Source organism: Bacillus sp. GW823-FHT06B01, assembly GCF_058952315.1.
Window position 1 is genome coordinate 989,575 of sequence record NZ_JBXAHR010000002.1, and the last position, 21,054, is coordinate 1,010,628.

A 21,054-nucleotide genomic window follows, 5' to 3' on the forward strand; every position below is an offset into this window, starting at 1 on the left:
TGAAGACTTGAATCCACCTCTTAAGGAGGCACTAGCATGTCAGATTACCTCGTAATCGTGGAGTCGCCTTCTAAGGCGAAGACCATTGAGAAATATTTAGGGAAAAAATACAAAGTTGTCGCGTCTATGGGACACGTTCGCGATTTACCTAAAAGCCAAATGGGGATAGAAGTAAAGAACAACTTCACCCCGAAGTATATTACCATTCGTGGTAAAGGTCCCGTCTTAAAAGATTTAAAATCAGCGGCCAAAAAAGCAAAGAAAGTCTATCTCGCGGCCGATCCAGACCGCGAAGGGGAAGCGATTGCTTGGCATTTAGCCAATACGTTAAATGTGGACGTTGAATCAGATTGCCGAGTTGTGTTTAATGAGATTACAAAAGATGCAATAAAAGAATCATTTAAACATCCTCGTGCGATTAATATGGATTTAGTAGATGCACAGCAAGCAAGGCGTATACTAGATCGTCTTGTTGGTTACAATATTAGTCCTTTATTATGGAAGAAAGTAAAAAAAGGATTAAGTGCAGGACGCGTACAATCTGTAGCAGTTCGTTTAATTATCGAACGTGAAAAAGAAATTCAAATCTTTGAGCCTGAAGAATTCTGGACAATTAAGACAGAATTTGTGAAAGGGAAAGACACATTTGAAGCAAGTTTTTACGGTGTAGATGGTGAAAAAGTTCAATTAACGAATGAAACGCAAGTGAATGAAATAATTGAACAGATGAAAGATAATGCGTTTTCAGTTGAAAATGTAACGCGAAAAGAGCGAAAACGTAATCCTGCATTACCGTTTACAACATCTTCCTTGCAACAAGAGGCAGCGCGTAAGTTAAACATGCGAGCAAAGAAAACAATGATGCTCGCGCAGCAATTGTATGAAGGTATAGATCTTGGAAAGCAAGGGACTGTAGGTCTTATTACGTATATGAGAACTGACTCAACACGTATCTCAGAAACAGCTCAAACAGAGGCGCGTACTTACATTACTGAGGCGTTTGGTGCGGAATACATAGGGACAGAAAAGAAGAAAGAAACGAAAAAGTCGAACGCGCAAGATGCGCATGAGGCAATTCGTCCTACTTCGGTAATGAGAAGGCCAGAGGAACTAAAGAGTTTCTTAAGTCGTGATCAACTTCGGTTGTATAAACTGATTTGGGAGCGATTTGTTGCAAGTCAAATGGCGTCTGCTATAATGGATACTGTGACAGCTAGACTCATTAATAACAATGTTCAGTTCCGTGCAAGTGGATCGGTTGTAAAGTTTCCAGGATTTATGAAAGTGTATGTAGAGTCGAAAGATGACGGGGCTGAAGAAAAGGATAAAATGTTGCCACCTTTAGAAGTAGGGGAAACGGTATTTTCGAAGGATTTAGAACCGAAGCAACACTTTACACAACCTCCGCCGCGCTATACAGAGGCTCGTCTAGTAAGAACACTTGAAGAGCTTGGAATTGGAAGACCGTCGACTTACGTGCCGACACTTGAAACGATTCAAAAACGTGGATACGTAGGTTTGGATAATAAACGCTTCGTTCCAACTGAACTTGGTGAAATAGTAATTGAACTTATTTTAGAGTTTTTCCCAGAAATTATTAACATTGAATTTACTGCTAACATGGAGCAAAGTCTTGATGAAGTAGAAGAAGGAAATGCGAATTGGGTAAAAATTGTTGATGATTTCTACGTAGGCTTTGAACCGCGTTTAGAAAAAGCGGAAAAAGAAATGCGTGAAGTGGAAATTAAAGATGAACCAGCTGGGGAAGACTGTGAATTGTGTGATCACCCAATGGTCTTTAAAATGGGTAAATACGGGAAATTTATGGCTTGTTCGAATTTCCCAGATTGTCGTAATACAAAACCGATTGTGAAAGAAATCGGTGTTACTTGTCCGAAGTGTGATAAAGGTCAAATTATTGAACGCCGTAGTAATAAAAAGAAACGTCTTTTCTATGGATGCGGTACGTATCCAGAGTGTGACTTTGTATCTTGGGATAAACCAATTGGTCGTAAATGTCCGAAGTGCGAAGGTATGCTTGTAGAGAAGAAGTTGAAAAAAGGCGTGCAAGTACAATGTATTTCGTGTGATTATGAAGAAGAACAACAAATGTGAGCGTAACTGCTCACATTTTTTTCGGGAAGAAAAGGAAAGGTGATAAATATGACAACACAAGTAGTAAACGTCATTGGCGCAGGTCTTGCAGGAAGTGAAGCAGCTTACCAAATTGCAAAACGTGGTGTCCAAGTAAAATTATATGAAATGAGACCGGTAAGGCAAACGCCAGCTCATCACACAGATAAATTTGCAGAGTTAGTATGCAGTAACTCGCTTCGCGCAAACACATTAACAAACGCTGTTGGTGTTATTAAAGAAGAAATGCGTTTAATGGACTCTGTTATTATTCGTGCAGCTGATGAGTGCTCTGTACCAGCAGGAGGGGCTTTAGCTGTAGATCGTCATGAATTTGCGGCAAAGGTAACGGAGTATGTGAAAAACCATCCGAACGTAACTGTGATGAATGAAGAAATTACTGAAATTCCAGAAGGACCTACTGTTATCGCGACAGGTCCACTTACGTCTCCTGATCTTGCTGCACAATTAAAAGAATTAACAGGTGAAGATTATTTTTATTTCTATGATGCTGCAGCACCGATTGTTGAGAAAGACAGCATTGATATGAATAAAGTATATTTAAAGTCTCGTTACGATAAAGGGGAAGCTGCATATTTAAACTGCCCAATGACGGAAGAGGAATTTGACCGTTTTTACGAGGCTTTAATTGCTGCTGAAACAGTACCTTTAAAAGAATTTGAAAAAGAAATTTTCTTTGAAGGCTGTATGCCGGTAGAAGTTATGGCAAGTAGAGGAAGACAGACGCTAGTATTTGGACCGATGAAACCTGTTGGATTAGAAGATCCGAAAACAGGAAAAACGCCATATGCTGTTGTTCAGTTACGTCAAGATGATGCAGCAGGAACGTTATACAATATCGTAGGTTTCCAAACGCATTTAAAGTGGGGACCACAAAAAGAAGTGTTACAGTTGATTCCAGGACTGGAAAACGCAGAGATTGTACGTTATGGTGTAATGCATCGTAATACGTTTATTAATTCACCTAACTTGCTTCGTCCAACATATCAATATAAACAACGTGATGATTTATTCTTCGCTGGTCAAATGACTGGAGTAGAGGGATATGTTGAATCAGCGGCGTCAGGATTACTAGCGGGTATTAACGCTGCTCGACTTGTGAAAGGTGAAGAACCGGTTGTATTACCGCCTGTAACTGCAATGGGAAGTATGGCGAATTATATTACTGCGACAAACGCGAAAAACTTCCAGCCGATGAATGCAAACTTCGGTTTGTTTGCACCGTTAGAGAAGAAAGTTAAGAGGAAAGCAGAACGAAATGAAGCATATGCAACACGCGCTTTAGAAACAATTCAAAATTTTGTAAATATTTAGTTAAATTTCTTGCAAAGGCTACTAAGTTGTGATACGATTTAGTAGCCTTTATTGAGGTGAATTGTGTGAATGTGAAGAAATTGTTACAATTATTCGTTGGATATTTACAAATTGAAAGAAATTATTCAAAATATACAATTGCAAGTTATCAAAATGATTTAGAACATTTTGTGCAATTTATGGAGCGAGAAGGCATATCCTCTTTTTTAGATGTTACATACGCGGATGTTCGTTTGTACTTAACGACGTTGCACGATGAAAAGTTAGCCCGTAAATCTGTCGCAAGAAAAGTATCAAGCTTACGAAGTTTATATCGTTTTTTGATGCGTGAAGGTTATCGGAAAGATAATCCGTTTGCACTTGCGTCACTCCCCAAAAAAGAATTGTCAATCCCAAAGTTTTTATATGCTGAAGAATTAGAGGAATTATTTGAAGTTGCTGATACGGAAACACCGCTAGGTCAAAGGAATCAAGCTTTATTAGAGTTGATGTATGCGACTGGAATCCGTGTGAGTGAATGTGTCAATTTACAACTTACCGATATTGACTTCGCGGTGGGAACAATTTTAGTAATGGGAAAAGGAAAAAAACAAAGGTATATTCCGTTCGGAAGCTATGCGCAAGATGCTTTAATTACTTATATAGAGAACGGGAGAAAACAGTTGGCTCACAAAACTGAAGAACACTCTCATATGGTATTTTTAAATGCGAAAGGCACGCCGCTAACAAGTCGAGGGGTACGCTATGTATTAAACGAGCTCATTAAGAAGGCTTCACTGACAATGCGGATAAGTCCCCATATGTTAAGGCATACATTTGCTACTCATATGTTAGATGAAGGGGCAGATTTACGTACTGTACAGGAGCTACTCGGTCATGAGAATTTGTCGACGACACAAATTTATACGCATGTCTCTAAAGAAAGATTGCGTTCGGTCTACATGAAGCATCACCCGCGGGCATAAATTGCTTTTAAAGCTATAAAAACATATAAAGGAGTTTTTTCTATGGGAAATTTCCACGCTACAACGATATTTGCAGTTCATCATAATGGAGAATGTGCAATGGCTGGAGATGGTCAGGTGACAATGGGAAATGCAGTTGTAATGAAACATACAGCTCGTAAAGTCCGTAAACTTTTCCAAGGGAAAGTTTTAGCTGGCTTTGCAGGTTCCGTTGCTGACGCATTTACTCTTTTTGAAATGTTTGAAGGGAAATTAGAAGAGTACAATGGGAACTTGCAGCGTGCTGCAGTTGAGATGGCAAAACAATGGCGTGGCGACAAAATGTTACGTCAGCTAGAAGCGATGCTCATTGTCATGGATAAAACAACTATGCTTCTTGTTTCAGGTACAGGAGAAGTGATTGAACCAGATGATGGGATTTTAGCGATTGGATCTGGTGGGAATTATGCGCTTTCTGCAGGTCGTGCTTTAAAGCAATATGCAAGTGAACATTTAACAGCGAAGCAAATTGCGAAAGCGAGTTTAGACATTGCTGGCGATATTTGTGTTTATACAAACCACAATATAATTGTGGAAGAATTGTAGAATCGTAAGGGAGGCATTTTATATGCATTTACATTTTACTCCGCGTCAAATTGTGGAAAAATTAGATCAATACATTATTGGTCAAAAAGATGCGAAGAAAGCGGTTGCTGTAGCTTTAAGAAATCGATATCGTCGAAGTAAATTAGCTGAAAATCTACGTGATGAAATTGCACCTAAAAATATTTTAATGATTGGACCGACAGGTGTTGGTAAAACAGAGGTAGCACGACGAATGGCGAAACTCGTTGGAGCACCTTTTATTAAGGTTGAAGCTACCAAATTTACAGAAGTTGGATATGTAGGTAGAGATGTAGAATCGATGGTACGTGACCTTGTGGAAACGTCAGTTCGTATCGTGAAAGAAGAAATGGTAATTAAAGTACAAGACAAAGCAGAAGAACAAGCGAACCAACGTCTTGTTGAAATTTTAGTGCCGAGTCCGGAGAAACAATCTGGATTTAAAAACCCATTAGAAATGCTATTTGGCGGTGCTCAAAATTCGAATCAAACATCTGATGCACAGGAAGATGTTGAAATCGAAAAGAAACGTCAAGATGTGGAAAGAAAGCTTGCTGCAGGACTTCTTGAAGATGAAATTGTATCGATTGAAGTGACTGAGCAACAGTCTTCCATGTTCGATATGTTACAAGGAACTGGCATGGAACAAATGGGAATGAATTTCCAGGATGCATTAGGGAGTTTTATGCCGAAAAAAACAAAAAAACGTAAACTTTCTGTGAAAGAAGCAAGAAAACTCTTGACAAATGAGGAAGCACAGCGCTTAATTGATATGGATGAAGTTACACAAGAGGCTGTTTATCGTGCTGAACAGCTCGGGATTATTTTTATCGATGAAATTGACAAAATTGCTGGTAAGCAGTCGAATAGCGTAGATGTATCACGTGAAGGTGTGCAACGTGACATTTTACCAATTGTAGAAGGATCGAATGTTGCGACAAAATACGGATCAGTAAAAACGGATTATATTTTATTCGTTGCAGCTGGAGCGTTTCATATGTCTAAACCGTCGGATTTAATTCCGGAACTGCAAGGGAGATTTCCGATTCGAGTAGAATTAACAAAATTATCGACAGATGATTTTGTTAAAATATTAATCGAGCCTGACAATGCGTTAATTAAACAATATATGGCTTTATTAGCGACTGAAGGTATAGAAATTGAATTTTCAGACGAAGCTATTCGTAAGATTGCTGAGATTGCTTATCAAGTTAATCAGGATACAGATAATATTGGAGCAAGAAGACTTCATACGATTATGGAGAAACTCCTTGAAGATTTATCGTTTGAAGCATCTGAAATTACGTTAGAGAAAATAACGATAACACCTCAATACGTTGAGGAGAAATTAGCAACGATTGCTAAAAATAAAGATGTGAGCCAGTTTATTTTGTAATAGTGTCATCAGGTGACTCGCCCTAGTTTCCAAGTGATGAAAAAAATATGTAAGTAACATGTAGGAGGAACTTTTGAAATGGAATTATTAGCAAAAACAAGAAAATTAAATGCGTTATTACAGAGCGCAGCAGGAAAGCCTGTAAACTTTAGAGAAATGTCTGACACAATGTGTGAAGTAATCGAAGCGAACGTATTCGTAGTAAGCCGTCGTGGTAAATTACTAGGTTATGCAATTCACCAACAAATTGAGAATGAGCGTATGAAACAAATGCTTGCAGAGCGTCAATTCCCGGAGGAATACACGCAAAGCTTATTCAACATTACAGAAACATCTTCAAACTTAGATGTAAACAGTGCTTACACAGCATTCCCAGTAGAAAATAGAGAATTATTTGGTCAAGGTTTAACTACAATCGTACCAATCGTTGGTGGCGGTGAGCGTCTAGGCACATTAGTGTTAGCTCGTCTTGGTCAAGAGTTCTTAGACGATGATTTAATCCTTGCTGAATACAGTTCAACTGTAGTAGGTATGGAAATCTTACGTGAAAAAGCAGAAGAAATCGAAGAGGAAGCACGTAGTAAAGCTGTTGTTCAAATGGCGATTAGCTCATTATCTTACAGTGAGTTAGAAGCGATTGAGCATATCTTCGAAGAATTAAATGGAACAGAAGGTTTACTTGTTGCAAGTAAAATTGCTGATCGCGTAGGAATTACTCGCTCTGTAATCGTAAATGCACTACGTAAATTAGAAAGTGCTGGTGTTATTGAATCTCGCTCTTTAGGTATGAAAGGAACATACATTAAAGTGCTAAACGACAAGTTTCTACAGGAACTTGCTAAATTAAAAACAAACTAATTTATAAAACTCTCCTCGTTTTTTGAGGAGAGTTTTTTGTGTGTAAAAGATTAATGGTGTCTGTAAAAAGCGTCATAATCGTGTTCTTTGGAAAAGCTATGAGTTGAATTTCACTTTTTTGCTTAAAAGAAATGCAGGTTGGTAATACTAGAATTCGAGTGTGAACAAAGAAAGTTTTACATTGTTCGCATTTTCGACTTGATTGTAATATTTCAGTATGATATAGTAAGCAGTGGTGTCAGTACAAAGTACACACGTTTGCTGATTTAAGTGTTGGTGCTACGTTTGTAGTTTCGCTTAGAGATGAAGTAAACGGAGGATATCAAAAACCATTTAGGAGGAACTATATTATGTCAGTAATTTCTATGAAGCAATTGCTTGAAGCTGGTGTTCATTTCGGACATCAAACTCGTCGTTGGAACCCAAAAATGAAGCGTTACATTTTCACAGAGCGTAACGGTATCTACATCATCGACTTACAAAAAACTGTGAAAAAAGTTGAGGAAGCTTACAGAACGATGCGCGACATCGCTGCTGAAGGTGGAGACATTTTATTCGTAGGTACTAAAAAACAAGCACAAGAAGCTATTAAAGAAGAAGCAACTCGTGCTGGTATGTACTTCGTTAACCAACGTTGGTTAGGTGGAACTTTAACAAACTTCCAAACAATCCAAAAGCGTATCAAGCGTCTTAAAGACATCGAAAGAATGCAAGAAGATGGTACTTTCGAAGTACTTCCTAAGAAAGAAGTTGTTCAACTTAAAAAAGAGTTAGAGCGTCTTGAGAAATTCTTAGGCGGTATTAAAGATATGAAAGGTCTTCCAAGTGCATTATTCATAGTAGACCCTCGTAAAGAGCGTATTGCAGTTGCTGAAGCACGCAAATTACACATTCCAATCATCGGTATCGTTGATACAAACTGTGATCCAGACGAAATCGATCACGTTATCCCAGCAAACGATGATGCAATTCGTGCTGTAAAACTTCTTACATCTAAAATGGCAGACGCGATCCTTGAAGCAAAACAAGGTGAAGAAACTGTTACTGCGTAACAAATTTGGAAAGGTGATAAGGGGTTCGGCCTTTTATCACCTTTTTTAAGGTATAAACACCTTTATAAAAGGTATAAATACATATTTTAGGAGGATGAAAAATATGGCAATCACTGCACAAATGGTAAAAGAACTTCGTGAAAAAACAGGCGCAGGTATGATGGACTGCAAAAAAGCTTTAACTGAGACTAATGGCGACATGGAGAAAGCAATTGACTTCTTACGTGAAAAAGGTATTGCAAAAGCTGCTAAAAAAGCAGACCGCATCGCTGCTGAAGGCTTAACTTTCATCGAAACAAACGGTAACGAAGGTTTAATCTTAGAATTAAACTCTGAAACTGATTTCGTTGCGAAAAACGAAGGTTTCCAAGCATTAATTAAAGAATTAGCTGCACACTTATTAACTAACAAACCAGCTAACATTGAAGAAGCTATGGCTCAAACAATCGAAGGCGGCAAAACAGTAGAAGAGCACATCAACGAAGCAATCGCTAAAATTGGTGAAAAACTTACACTTCGTCGTTTCGAAATCGTATCAAAAACTGATGCGGATGCATTCGGCGCTTACCTACACATGGGTGGACGTATTGGTGTATTAACAGTTCTTGAAGGTTCTACTGACGAAGCTGCTGCTAAAGATGTAGCAATGCACATCGCAGCAGTTAACCCTAAATACATCGACCGCGATGCTGTAACAGCTGAAGAAGTTGAGCATGAGCGTCAAGTATTGACACAACAAGCTTTAAACGAAGGCAAGCCTGAAAAAATCGTTGCAAAAATGGTTGAAGGCCGTCTAGGCAAATTCTTCGAAGAAATTTGCTTACTTGACCAGGCATTCGTTAAAAACCCTGATATGAAAGTTCGTCAGTTCGTTGAGTCTAAAGGCGGAACATTAAAAGGATTCGTTCGCTACGCTGTTGGTGAAGGTATCGAAAAACGCGAAGACAACTTTGCTGAAGAAGTAATGAACCAAGTAAAAGGTAGCAACTAATAAAGATTAGGGAACACATTGTGTTCCCTTTTTTAAAATAAAGATGTAAGCAATTGGAGGTTCATTATGAGTAAACCGAAATATAATCGTGTCGTATTAAAGCTAAGCGGAGAAGCGTTAGCTGGCGAACAAGGATTTGGAATTAACCCGTCTGTTATTAAATCAGTTGCGGAACAAGTGAAAGAAATTGCAGAACTTGATGTAGAGGTTGCTGTTGTTGTTGGTGGCGGAAACATTTGGCGTGGAAAAATCGGAAGTGAAATGGGAATGGATCGTGCTGGAGCAGATTACATGGGTATGTTAGCAACAGTTATGAACTCATTAGCTCTTCAAGATAGCCTAGAGAATGTTGGAATTCAAACTCGTGTTCAAACTTCAATCGAAATGCGTCAAGTAGCAGAGCCTTACATTCGTCGTAAAGCAATTCGTCATCTAGAGAAAAAACGTGTTGTTATCTTTGCAGCAGGTACAGGTAACCCATATTTCTCTACAGATACAACGGCAGCACTACGTGCAGCGGAAATCGAAGCAGACGTTATCTTAATGGCGAAAAACAATGTAGATGGCGTATATAATGCAGATCCATCTCTTGACCCAACAGCTACGAAATACGAAACACTTACTTACTTAGATGTATTAAAAGAAGGTTTAGGTGTAATGGATTCAACAGCTTCTTCTTTATGTATGGACAATGATATTCCATTAATTGTATTCTCGGTTATGGAAAAAGGTAACATTAAACGTGCCGTTTTAGGCGAAAATATCGGAACAGTTGTAAGGGGGAAATAAATATGGGACAACAAGTATTGAAGTCTTCAAATGAAAAAATGGAAAAAGCAGTTGCTGCTTACTCTCGTGAATTGGCAACAGTTCGCGCAGGTCGTGCAAGCTCGTCTGTATTAGATAAGGTACAAGTTGATTACTATGGTGCACCAACACCTGTTGTGCAATTAGCGAACATTACAGTTCCAGAAGCACGTTTACTTGTAATTCAACCTTATGATAAAACTTCTATCGGTGATATTGAAAAAGCAATCTTAAAAGCAGATTTAGGCTTAAATCCTTCTAATGATGGAACTGTAATTCGTATTGCATTCCCTGCATTAACAGAAGAGCGTCGTCGCGATCTTGTAAAAGTTGTGAAAAAATATGCTGAAGAAGCAAAAGTTGCTGTTCGTAACGTACGTCGTGACAGTAACGATGATCTTAAGAAGCTTGAAAAAGCTGGCGATATTACAGAAGATGATTTAAGAGGATATACTGAAGATATCCAAAAAGAAACAGATAAATATATTGCAAAAGTTGACGAAATCGCAAAAAACAAAGAAAAAGAAATCATGGAAGTGTAATAGCGATACCTTCGCAAATATGACCCTCTTCTTAAGGGGGTCTTTTTACACTTTTAGGCATACGTCTGCTTGCTGGAGGGTATGAATGATGTTTAAAAACTTTCCTTTTTTTAAAAGTAAAAAGGTCGCATCGTTTGATCATCTCGTTGAAAAAGTGAAAAAAGGATACATCCCAGAACATATTGCCATCATTATGGATGGTAATGGAAGATGGGCAAAGAGGAGAGCGATGCCTCGTATTGCGGGACATCATGAAGGCATGCAAGTTGTAAAGAAAATCACAAAATTTGCAAGCAAACTTAATGTGAAAGTGTTAACTCTTTATGCTTTTTCAACTGAGAACTGGAAAAGACCGAAAAAGGAAGTTGACTATTTAATGAGGCTTCCAGAAGAATTTCTAGGTACATTTTTACCAGAATTGATTGAAGAGAACGTACAAGTCCGAGTGATAGGACAACAAGATCGTCTTCCTACGCATACACGCAGAGCGATGGAAAAGGCCATGGAAGATACGAAAGAGAATACGGGATTAATTCTTAATTTCGCGTTAAACTATGGAAGTCGAGATGAGATCGTTTCTGCTGTGCAACATATGGTGAAAGATAGTGAGGAAGGAAAAATTCGTGTTGAAGATGTAAGTGAAGAAATGCTTTCTTCCTACTTAATGACGAGTTCTTTACCTGATCCAGAGTTGTTAATTCGTACGAGCGGAGAGCTACGTATTAGTAATTTCATGTTATGGCAAATTGCATATTCGGAGTTTTGGTTTACAGATGTGTATTGGCCAGATTTTACCGAGGAACATTTGCTAAATGCGATTACAGACTTTCAACATAGAGGGCGCAGATTCGGAGGCGTGTAGAAAGAGAGGGTTTGGTAGTGAAACAGAGAATTATTACTGGAGTGGTTGCTGCCGCGCTATTCATTCCCATCGTAATTTACGGTGGCGTGCCTTTTACGGTTTTAGTGTATGCACTTGCTTCTATAGGTTTATATGAATTAATTCGTATGAATAAGCTTACGCTTATTTCAATACCAACAGTTTTAGCTGCAGTATTATTATGGGTTATTTTAATTCCAAGTAGTGCATCAGAACTGTTTACTTGGATTGGATTAGGTAAATTAGAAATCACATTTGTGATTGTTTTATTACTTTTATCATATACAGTCCTTTCTAAGAATACATTTACTTTTGACCATGCTTCCTTTTTACTAATGGCAACAACATATGTTGCAATGGGATTCTTATATTTGAATGAAACGAGAATTTTAGGAATTAAATATGTGTTTTGCGCATTATTTGTTATATGGGCTACCGATTCAGGCGCATATTTCGTAGGGAAAGCATTAGGAAAAAGAAAATTATGGCCAGAAATTAGTCCGAATAAAACGATTGAAGGTTCATTAGGCGGCATCGTTTGTGGGATTGTTGTGGCACTTGTTTACAATATGTTCTTCCCAGTTGAGGCTAATGTAGGGATTTTAATTGTGTTGACAATTATCATTTCTATTTTTGGACAAATTGGTGATTTAGTACAATCTGCATTTAAACGTCATTATGGCGTAAAAGATTCAGGTACAATTTTACCTGGACATGGTGGTATATTAGATCGAACAGATAGTTGGTTATTTGTTTTACCAATTCTCTACTTCTTATTACAATACAATTAATAAATGAACGAGGGGTTGGAGTCATGAAAAACATTAGTTTATTAGGTGCAAGCGGATCAATTGGTACACAAACTTTAGATGTATTACGCTCGCACCCAGACCAATTCCGTCTCGTTGCTTTTTCTGTAGGGAAAAATATTGACTACGCAGTAAAGGTAATTCAAGAATTTTCTCCGCAAATTGTCTCTGTGCAAAGAGAGGAAGATGTTTTAAAATTACAAGCTGTCTCTGGTAATACAAAAATTGTATATGGTAGTGAAGGGCTTTTAGAAGTAGCATTACATCCAGATGCAGAGATTGTAGTAAATGCTGTTGTAGGTAGCGTAGGGTTGTTACCAACACTTCGTGCAATTGAGGCGAAAAAAACAATCGGAATTGCAAACAAAGAAACGTTAGTAACCGCAGGGCATCTTGTAATGGAAGCAGCACGAAAACATAATGTTTCGTTACTTCCAGTAGACAGTGAACATTCAGCTATTTTTCAATGCTTGAATGGTGAAAATGAAAAAAGAATTTCTCGACTAATTATTACGGCTTCTGGTGGAAGTTTCCGTGATAAAACGAGAGATGAATTGCATCATGTGACCGTAGAAGATGCGCTTCGACATCCAAACTGGTCAATGGGTTCGAAAATTACAATTGATTCTGCTACAATGATGAATAAGGGGCTAGAAGTAATTGAAGCACATTGGCTTTTTGGTATCCCTTATGAGCAAATCGATGTTGTTTTACATAAAGAAAGTATTATTCATTCTATGGTTGAATTTGAAGATCGTAGTGTGATGGCACAGCTTGGCTCACCTGATATGCGAGTACCAATTCAATACGCACTTACATATCCTGATCGATTACCTCTTTCAGACACAAAGCAGTTAAATTTATGGGAAATGGGAACATTGCATTTTGAGAAAATGAACCAAGAACGTTTCCGTTGTTTGCGTTTTGCGTATGAAGCTGGAAAAACAGGTGGAAGTATGCCAGCTGTAATGAATGCAGCGAATGAAGTAGCTGTTGAAGCGTTTTTACAAAAGAGAATTGGTTTCTTAACAGTGGAAGACCTCATTGAAAAAGCAATGAACCATCACAATGTCATTGCACGTCCGAGCTTAGAGGAAATTCTGGAAATTGATGCAACCACAAGACGGTTTGTGATGGAACAAATTTAGCAAAGGTGGTATGGAATTGAATACAGCGATTGCCTTTATATTAATTTTCGGTGCACTCGTATTTTTCCATGAGCTAGGGCATCTATATTTCGCAAAAAGAGCAGGTATTTTATGCCGTGAGTTTGCGATTGGTTTTGGTCCGAAAATATTCTCATTTGAAAAGAATGAAACGGTGTATACGATTCGATTACTGCCCCTTGGTGGCTATGTAAGAATGGCTGGCGAAGATGCAGACACAGTTGAGTTAAAGCCTGGAAAAAAGGTTGGCCTTGTATTAAATGAAAAAGACGAAGTTGCGAAATTAGTTTTTGATGGATATGAAAAGTATCCAAATGTTCGTGTCATTGAAGTCGAACAAGCTGATTTAGAGCATAATTTAACAATTTCGGGCTATGAAGAGTACGAGGAAGAGCTTCAAACATTCCGAGTGAATGAAAAGGCTCGTATTATTACTGCTGGTGAAGAAATACAAATTGCTCCGTATAATAGGCAATTCGGCTCCAAGAAATTGGGTCAACGTGCCTTAACAATCTTTGCAGGTCCTGCAATGAACTTCATTTTAGCATTTGTTATTTTTGTGATTCTTGGATTTGTACAAGGTGTTCCTGTTGACAAGCCAATGGTCGGAAAAGTAATGGAGAATAGTGCAGCCGAGCAAGCCGGATTAAAAGAAAATGATACAATTCAAGCAATCGATGGGAAAAACACAAGTACATGGAAAGATGTTGTTACCATTGTACGTGAAAACCCAAATAAAGAAATTACGTTACAAGTAAAGCGTGATAATGAACAGTTTAATGTAAAAGTAACGCCAACACTCGATAAAGAAGGAAAAGACGAAGTAGGTAGAATTGGTGTTTACTCTCCAGTAGAGAAAACAGTAATGGGTTCTATTAAATCAGGATTTGAACAAACATACCAATGGACAAAACTAATTTTTGATTCACTTGTGAAATTAGTAACTGGTCAATTCTCTATTAATGAGTTGTCAGGTCCAGTAGGAATTTATAATCTAACAGATCAAGTCGTAGATTATGGATTTACGCGTGTATTAAGTTTAGCAGCAGTTTTAAGTATTAACCTTGGTTTATTTAATTTACTACCAGTCCCTGCTTTAGACGGTGGACGTTTGTTCTTCTTCTTAATTGAAGCGTTACGAGGGAAACCAATTGACCGCCAAAAAGAAGGAATGGTTCACTTTATTGGTTTTGCATTATTAATGTTACTTATGTTAGTTGTAACTTGGAATGACATTCGTAAGTTTTTCTTGTAAAATAAAGTGAAACTTATAATGAAATAGAGCTCGTAGAATAAAATCCCTCACCTAACTCGAGGTGAGGGGTTTTACTGCGTGTAAGAGTAAAATGAAGAGGTGCGAATAAATGAAACAAAGTATGGTATTCAGTCCTACATTACGTGAAGTTCCAGCTGATGCGGAGATTAAGAGTCATCAGTTATTACTTCGTGCAGGTTTTATGCGTCAAAATGCTTCTGGTATTTATAGTTTTCTACCATTTGGATTAAAAGTACTACACAAAGTAGAACGTATCGTTCGAGAAGAAATGGAGCGCGCAGGAGCTGTTGAATTATTAATGCCAGCGATGCAAGCTGCAGAATTATGGCAAGAATCAGGCCGTTGGTATTCTTACGGATCTGAATTAATGCGTATGAAAGATCGTAACGCTCGTGAATTCGCATTAGGAGCGACACATGAAGAAGTAATTACGGATCTTGTACGTGATGAAGTGAAATCATATAAAAAATTACCGTTAACATTGTACCAAATTCAAACGAAATTCCGTGATGAACAAAGACCTCGTTTCGGTTTATTACGTGGAAGAGAGTTTCTAATGAAAGATGCATACTCTTTCCATGCTACACAAGAGAGTTTAGATGAAGTATACGATCGCTTATACAAAGCATACTCTAACATTTTTGCTCGTTGTGGCTTGAATTTCCGTGCAGTTATTGCTGACTCTGGAGCAATGGGCGGAAAAGATACGCATGAATTTATGGTATTATCTGAAGTTGGTGAAGATACAATTGCATACTCTGATACATCTAATTATGCAGCAAACATCGAAATGGCTCCTGTGGTAGCTACGTACACGAAGAGTGATGAAGCAGAAAAGGCACTTGAAAAAGTAGCAACACCAGATCAAAAAGCAATTGAAGAAGTATCTGCATTCTTAAACATTGAAGCTGACAAGTGCATTAAGTCTATGGTATTTAAAGTAGATGAGAAATTAGTAGTTGTACTTGTTCGTGGTGATCATGAAGTAAACGATGTAAAAGTGAAAAATGTATACGGCGCTTCAGTTGTTGAGCTTGCTTCTCATGAAGAAGTGAAAGAGTTATTAAACTGTGATGTTGGTTCTTTAGGACCGATTGGTGTAACAGGTGATATCGAAATTATCGCAGACCATGCTGTAGCATCAATTGTTAACGGATGTTCAGGAGCGAACGAAGAAGGGTTCCATTATGTAAATGTAAATCCAGAACGTGACTTTAAAGTAAGTCAATATACAGATTTACGCTTCATTCAAGAAGGAGACCAGTCTCCAGATGGAAATGGAACAATTCTTTTCGCACGCGGAATTGAAGTTGGCCATGTATTCAAATTAGGAACTCGTTATAGTGAAGCAATGAACGCAACATTCCTAGATGAAAACGGAAAAACACAACCACTTATTATGGGTTGTTACGGTATCGGTGTATCTCGTACAGTGGCAGCAATCGCAGAGCAGTTTAATGATGAGAACGGTTTAGTTTGGCCAAAAGCTGTTGCACCGTTCCATGTGCATGTAATTCCAGTAAATATGAAATCTGATGCGCAACGTGAAATGGGTGAAAACATCTACAACTCATTACAAGAGCAAGGGTACGAAGTATTACTAGATGATCGTGCAGAACGTGCAGGAGTTAAATTTGCAGATGCAGATTTATTCGGCCTTCCAGTTCGCGTGACAGTTGGTAAAAAAGCAGACGAAGGTATTGTAGAAGTGAAAGTACGTGCTACAGGCGAGTCTGAAGAAGTGAAAGTAGAAGAACTTCAAACATATATTGCAAATATTTTAAAATAAGAAGAGGTACCTCGTAATGAGGTACCTTCTCTTTCTTTGTAAACGTATTTTGTAAAAGAAGAAGGGAGAAATCTTTCTTTGTAGTACGTTTCAATTTATAATAGCAAATGGAAGGAGAGTGCTTATGTCTTTAACAAATGAACAACAAGAGCGATTTCAAATTTTGCTCCAGCAGTTGCAAATACCAGACGACCTTATAAATCAATATTTACAAGGTGGTGGCATTGAAAGGCTCGTTATTGATAAAACGAATAAAAGTTGGCATTTTGATTTACAAGTGCCACGAATTTTGCCTACAGAATTATATGAATTGCTAGAAACAAAGCTTAAGCAATCATTTTCTCATATTGCAAGAACAACATTTGCATTAGAAACAGAGAATAAACAATTTACAGAAGAAGAAGTGAGGGCGTATTGGCCACTTTGTACGGAACGAATTACATTTTCACCTATGTTTGCTTACTTAAAAAAGCAGCTTCCGCAGGTGAATGGAGTGAAGTTGCTAATAAATGTGAATAATGAGCTCGAATCTACTGCTTTAAAGAAAAACGTTGCGAAACCAGTAGGGGATCAATACGAAACTTTTGGATTCCCGCGTTTTCAGTTAGACACACATATACAGCAAAATACAGAAGAAATGCAAAAGTTTCGTGAGCAAACGCAGCAAGAAGATCGTGAACGTGTTATACAAGCTATGGAAGAAATGGCAAAGAAGCAAGCTGAAGAAAGTAGCGTTGTGCATGAAGGACCGGTTGTACTCGGATATCTTATTAAGCCGGATGAAGAGATTACACCGATGCGAGAAATTCAAGATGAAGAAAGAAGAAAAACAGTTCAAGGGTATGTCTTCCATGTAGAAACGAAAGAGCTACGTAGTGGCCGTACGTTATTAACTTTAAAAATAACAGACTATACGGATTCAATTATGATCAAAATGTTCTCGCGTGACAAAGAAGATATTCCAATGCTGCAATCCTTGAAAAAAGGAATGTGGGTGAAAGCGCGTGGTTCTGTTCAAAATGATACATTCGTTCGAGATTTAGTAATGATTGCAAATGATATAAATGAAATAACAGGACCGTCTCGTAAAGATAAAGCGCCAGAAGGTGAAAAACGTGTAGAGCTGCATCTTCACACACCGATGAGCCAAATGGACGCTGTTACTCCTGTTTCTAGACTTGTTGCCCAAGCAGGTAAATGGGGACATGAGGCAATCGCTGTTACAGACCATGCTGTTGCGCAGTCTTTCCCAGAGGCATATTCTGCGGGGAAAAAGGCTGGGGTTAAAGTTATATACGGTGTAGAGGCGAATTTAGTTAATGATGGTGTACCGATTGCATATAACGAAGCGCATCGTTTACTTGCGGAGGAAACTTATGTTGTTTTCGACGTTGAGACGACAGGTTTATCAGCTGTATATGATACTGTTATCGAGTTAGCGGCTGTAAAAGTAAAAGGTGGCGAAATTATTGACCGCTTTGAATCTTTCGCAAATCCACATCAACCATTATCTGCGACGATTATTGAATTAACAGGTATTACAGATGATATGTTAACGGATGCACCAGAAGTGGACGAAGTGTTTAAAAAGTTTGAAGAATGGATGGGCGACCATACACTTGTTGCTCATAACGCAAGTTTTGATATGGGCTTTATTAACGTAGGTTTTAAAAAGGCTGGACTAGAAAAAACGAATAATCCTGTTATTGATACGTTAGAACTTGCAAGATTCTTATTCCCGGAAATGAAAAACCATCGATTAAATACGATGTGTAAAAAGCTTGATATTGAATTAACGCAACATCACCGTGCGATTTATGATACAGAAGCAACGGGATACTTACTTGTGAAAATGTTAAAAGATGTGATTGAAAAGGGATTTGAATATCACGATCAATTAAATGATAGCATGGGGCAAGGGGATGCGTATAAGCGTGGACGTCCAAGTCATATGACGTTACTTGCGACATCAGATGTAGGGTTGAAAAATTTATATAAACTTGTTTCCTATTCTCACCTAAATTACTTTTACCGTGTACCACGAGTACCAAGGTCACTATTAAAAAAATATCGTGAAGGAATTTTAGTAGGAACGGCTTGTGATAAAGGTGAAGTGTTTGAGGCGATGATGCAAAAAGCTCCTGAAGAGGTAGAAGAAATTGCGCAGTTCTATGATTACATTGAAGTAATGCCTCCAGAGGTGTTACGTCATTTAGTAGAGCGTGAACTTGTTCGAGATGAGGGACAATTAAAAACAATTATTTCTAACTTAGTAAAACTAGGTGAGACGTTAGATAAACCAGTTGTTGCTACAGGAAACGTGCATTATATAGATCCAGAGGATGCAATGTATCGCAAGATTTTAGTCAGTTCGCAGGGCGGAGCCAATCCGTTAAACCGACATTCATTACCACCTGTACATTTCCGTACAACGGATGAAATGTTAGAGTGTTTTTCATTCTTAGGTGAAGACGTAGCGAAAGAAATTGTTGTAACGAATACACAAAAGATTGCATCATTAATTGGTGATGTTCATCCAGTGAAAGATGATCTATATACACCGAAAATTGAAGGTGCAGATGATGAGACGCGTGATATGAGTTATGAAATGGCGCGTAGCATTTATGGTGAAGAGTTACCTGAAATTGTAGAAGCACGTTTAGAAAAAGAATTAAAAAGTATTATTGGGCATGGATTTGCCGTAATTTATTTAATTTCACATAAGCTTGTGAAAAAATCGTTAGTAGACGGATATTTAGTAGGTTCACGTGGATCGGTAGGTTCATCATTCGTTGCAACGATGATGGAAATTACAGAAGTAAACCCATTACCACCACACTATGTATGTCCGAAGTGTAAGCAATCAGAATTCTTTAATGATGGTTCTGTAGGTTCTGGTTTTGACTTGCCGGATAAAGAATGTCCTGCATGTAATGTTCCATACGTGAAAGATGGACATGATATTCCGTTCGAAACGTTCCTTGGATTTAAAGGAGATAAGGTACCCGATATCGATCTGAACTTCTCCGGGGAATACCAACCACGTGCCCATAACTATACGAAAGTACTGTTCGGTGAAGATTATGTATACCGTGCGGGTACAATAGGTACAGTTGCGGAAAAAACGGCTTATGGATATGTAAAAGGTTATGCAAATGATCATAATTTAACGATTCGAAATGCAGAGATTGACCGATTAGTAGCAGGATGTACGGGCGTAAAACGTACAACCGGACAGCATCCAGGTGGTATTATCGTTGTGCCAGATTACATGGATATCTTTGATTTCTCACCAATTCAGTTTCCGGCAGATTCAATAGGGGCTGAGTGGAGAACGACACACTTTGATTTCCACTCCATTCATGATAATTTATTGAAACTTGATATACTAGGACACGATGATCCTACTGTTATTCGTATGTTACAAGATTTAAGTGGTATTGATCCGAAAACAATCCCAACAGACGATCCGGAAGTAATGAAAATTTTCTCAGGCCCGGAATCGTTAGGGGTAACGGAAGAACAAATTAACTGTAAAACAGGTACACTTGGTATACCAGAGTTTGGTACGAAATTCGTAAGGCAGATGTTAGAAGAGACGAAACCTACGACATTCTCTGAGTTAGTCCAAATCTCTGGACTATCACATGGTACAGACGTATGGCTTGGTAATGCAAACGAGTTAATTTATAACGGTACATGTACGCTGAGTGAAGTTATCGGTTGTCGTGATGACATCATGGTATATTTAATCTATCAAGGTTTAGACCCATCATTAGCCTTCAAAATCATGGAGTCAGTTCGTAAAGGTAAAGGTGTACCGGAAGAATGGGAAGATGACATGAAAAGTAATAATGTACCAGGTTGGTATATTGATTCATGTAAGAAAATAAAGTACATGTTCCCTAAAGCCCATGCGGCTGCTTACGTACTTATGGCTGTACGTATTGCATACTTTAAAGTACATTTCGCGCTTCTATTCTATGCGGCATACTTTACAGTTCGTGCAGACGACTTTGATGTAGAGGCGATGGCGAAAGGTTCAGCATCTATACGTGTAAGAATTGATGAAATTGCGCAAAAAGGTTTGGATGCAGCGCCGAAAGAAAAAAGTTTATTAACAGTACTAGAAATGACACTTGAAATGTGTGAGCGTGGATACTCATTCCAAAAGGTTGATTTATACCGTTCGCATGCAACAGAATTTATTATTGATGGGGATACTTTAATTCCTCCATTTAATGCAGTGCCTGGACTTGGTACAAACGCAGCTTTAAGTATTGTAGAAGCACGCAAAAATGGAGATTTCTTATCAAAAGAAGATTTACAGCAGCGCAGTAAGGTTTCCAAAACAATTATTGAGTATTTAGATAGTCAAGGTTGCTTAGGCGATTTACCTGATCAAAACCAGTTATCACTGTTCTAATAGGTAGGAAAATTCTTTGCAAATCA

Annotated in this window: 16 protein-coding genes; all 16 read left to right on the forward strand. The window is 38.2% G+C overall.

Annotated elements, in window-relative coordinates; genetic code table 11:
- Nucleotides 1-36: 36 nt before the first annotated feature.
- The 16 genes from topA to AC1Q8N_RS12375 all read left to right on the forward strand — a co-directional run bounded on the left by topA (nt 37) and on the right by AC1Q8N_RS12375 (nt 21,028).
- Nucleotides 37-2,115, forward strand: a complete 2,079-nt coding sequence (gene topA / locus AC1Q8N_RS12300; RefSeq protein ID WP_001286953.1) for a type I DNA topoisomerase — start codon at nt 37-39, stop codon at nt 2,113-2,115.
- A 48-nt stretch (nt 2,116-2,163) separates the two neighbouring features.
- Nucleotides 2,164-3,468, forward strand: coding sequence for an FADH(2)-oxidizing methylenetetrahydrofolate--tRNA-(uracil(54)-C(5))-methyltransferase TrmFO (gene trmFO / locus AC1Q8N_RS12305; protein WP_000211997.1), 1,305 nt, complete (start codon nt 2,164-2,166; stop codon nt 3,466-3,468).
- Nucleotides 3,469-3,533: 65 nt separating this feature from the next.
- Nucleotides 3,534-4,433, forward strand: coding sequence for a tyrosine recombinase XerC (gene xerC, locus AC1Q8N_RS12310; RefSeq protein ID WP_001101235.1), 900 nt, complete (start codon nt 3,534-3,536; stop codon nt 4,431-4,433).
- A 42-nt stretch (nt 4,434-4,475) separates the two neighbouring features.
- Nucleotides 4,476-5,018: an ATP-dependent protease proteolytic subunit HslV gene (gene hslV, locus AC1Q8N_RS12315; protein WP_000526271.1), complete on the forward strand. Its 543-nt coding sequence runs from the start codon at nt 4,476-4,478 to the stop codon at nt 5,016-5,018.
- Between the two features lie 22 nt (nt 5,019-5,040).
- Nucleotides 5,041-6,432, forward strand: a complete 1,392-nt coding sequence (gene hslU / locus AC1Q8N_RS12320) for an ATP-dependent protease ATPase subunit HslU (protein WP_000550070.1) — start codon at nt 5,041-5,043, stop codon at nt 6,430-6,432.
- A gap of 78 nt (nt 6,433-6,510) precedes the next feature.
- Nucleotides 6,511-7,290 carry a GTP-sensing pleiotropic transcriptional regulator CodY gene (codY, locus tag AC1Q8N_RS12325; protein ID WP_000421290.1) on the forward strand — a complete coding sequence of 260 codons (780 nt, stop codon included), beginning with the start codon at nt 6,511-6,513 and terminating at the stop codon, nt 7,288-7,290.
- A 350-nt stretch (nt 7,291-7,640) separates the two neighbouring features.
- Entirely contained in the window at nt 7,641-8,342 is a 702-nt protein-coding gene (gene rpsB / locus AC1Q8N_RS12330; protein WP_048546000.1) for a 30S ribosomal protein S2, read from the forward strand.
- Between the two features lie 103 nt (nt 8,343-8,445).
- Nucleotides 8,446-9,333 (forward strand): translation elongation factor Ts, encoded by an 888-nt coding sequence (tsf, locus tag AC1Q8N_RS12335; RefSeq protein ID WP_048545999.1) that lies wholly within the window; start codon nt 8,446-8,448, stop codon nt 9,331-9,333.
- Between the two features lie 66 nt (nt 9,334-9,399).
- Nucleotides 9,400-10,122 carry a UMP kinase gene (pyrH, locus tag AC1Q8N_RS12340; protein WP_048545997.1) on the forward strand — a complete coding sequence of 241 codons (723 nt, stop codon included), beginning with the start codon at nt 9,400-9,402 and terminating at the stop codon, nt 10,120-10,122.
- Between the two features lie 2 nt (nt 10,123-10,124).
- Complete coding sequence (gene frr, locus AC1Q8N_RS12345; protein ID WP_000531506.1) at nt 10,125-10,682, forward strand: ribosome recycling factor; 558 nt, start codon at nt 10,125-10,127, stop codon at nt 10,680-10,682.
- Between the two features lie 85 nt (nt 10,683-10,767).
- Entirely contained in the window at nt 10,768-11,544 is a 777-nt protein-coding gene (gene uppS, locus AC1Q8N_RS12350) for an undecaprenyl pyrophosphate synthase (RefSeq protein WP_000971311.1), read from the forward strand.
- A 17-nt stretch (nt 11,545-11,561) separates the two neighbouring features.
- Nucleotides 11,562-12,353, forward strand: coding sequence for a phosphatidate cytidylyltransferase (gene cdsA, locus AC1Q8N_RS12355; protein WP_048545995.1), 792 nt, complete (start codon nt 11,562-11,564; stop codon nt 12,351-12,353).
- A gap of 23 nt (nt 12,354-12,376) precedes the next feature.
- Nucleotides 12,377-13,519: a 1-deoxy-D-xylulose-5-phosphate reductoisomerase gene (dxr, locus tag AC1Q8N_RS12360; RefSeq protein ID WP_000790363.1), complete on the forward strand. Its 1,143-nt coding sequence runs from the start codon at nt 12,377-12,379 to the stop codon at nt 13,517-13,519.
- Nucleotides 13,520-13,535: 16 nt separating this feature from the next.
- Nucleotides 13,536-14,792 (forward strand): RIP metalloprotease RseP, encoded by a 1,257-nt coding sequence (rseP, locus tag AC1Q8N_RS12365; RefSeq protein WP_001090238.1) that lies wholly within the window; start codon nt 13,536-13,538, stop codon nt 14,790-14,792.
- 109 nt (nt 14,793-14,901) lie between these two features.
- Nucleotides 14,902-16,602 carry a proline--tRNA ligase gene (locus AC1Q8N_RS12370; protein ID WP_048545992.1) on the forward strand — a complete coding sequence of 567 codons (1,701 nt, stop codon included), beginning with the start codon at nt 14,902-14,904 and terminating at the stop codon, nt 16,600-16,602.
- Nucleotides 16,603-16,726: 124 nt separating this feature from the next.
- Complete coding sequence (locus AC1Q8N_RS12375) at nt 16,727-21,028, forward strand: PolC-type DNA polymerase III (RefSeq protein ID WP_098642749.1); 4,302 nt, start codon at nt 16,727-16,729, stop codon at nt 21,026-21,028.
- The last annotated feature ends 26 nt before the right edge of the window (nt 21,029-21,054 follow it).

Excerpts from the sequence above, each read along its gene's own strand:
- topA (WP_001286953.1), top strand. The coding sequence starts at position 37 with ATGTCAGATTACCTCGTAATCGTGGAGTCGCCTTCTAAGGCGAAGACC.
- trmFO (WP_000211997.1), top strand. The coding sequence starts at position 2,164 with ATGACAACACAAGTAGTAAACGTCATTGGCGCAGGTCTTGCAGGAAGT.
- hslV (WP_000526271.1), top strand. The coding sequence starts at position 4,476 with ATGGGAAATTTCCACGCTACAACGATATTTGCAGTTCATCATAATGGA.
- hslU (WP_000550070.1), top strand. The coding sequence starts at position 5,041 with ATGCATTTACATTTTACTCCGCGTCAAATTGTGGAAAAATTAGATCAA.
- codY (WP_000421290.1), top strand. The coding sequence starts at position 6,511 with ATGGAATTATTAGCAAAAACAAGAAAATTAAATGCGTTATTACAGAGC.
- rpsB (WP_048546000.1), top strand. The coding sequence starts at position 7,641 with ATGTCAGTAATTTCTATGAAGCAATTGCTTGAAGCTGGTGTTCATTTC.
- tsf (WP_048545999.1), top strand. The coding sequence starts at position 8,446 with ATGGCAATCACTGCACAAATGGTAAAAGAACTTCGTGAAAAAACAGGC.
- pyrH (WP_048545997.1), top strand. The coding sequence starts at position 9,400 with ATGAGTAAACCGAAATATAATCGTGTCGTATTAAAGCTAAGCGGAGAA.
- frr (WP_000531506.1), top strand. The coding sequence starts at position 10,125 with ATGGGACAACAAGTATTGAAGTCTTCAAATGAAAAAATGGAAAAAGCA.
- uppS (WP_000971311.1), top strand. The coding sequence starts at position 10,768 with ATGATGTTTAAAAACTTTCCTTTTTTTAAAAGTAAAAAGGTCGCATCG.
- dxr (WP_000790363.1), top strand. The coding sequence starts at position 12,377 with ATGAAAAACATTAGTTTATTAGGTGCAAGCGGATCAATTGGTACACAA.
- AC1Q8N_RS12370 (WP_048545992.1), top strand. The coding sequence starts at position 14,902 with ATGAAACAAAGTATGGTATTCAGTCCTACATTACGTGAAGTTCCAGCT.
- AC1Q8N_RS12375 (WP_098642749.1), top strand. The coding sequence starts at position 16,727 with ATGTCTTTAACAAATGAACAACAAGAGCGATTTCAAATTTTGCTCCAG.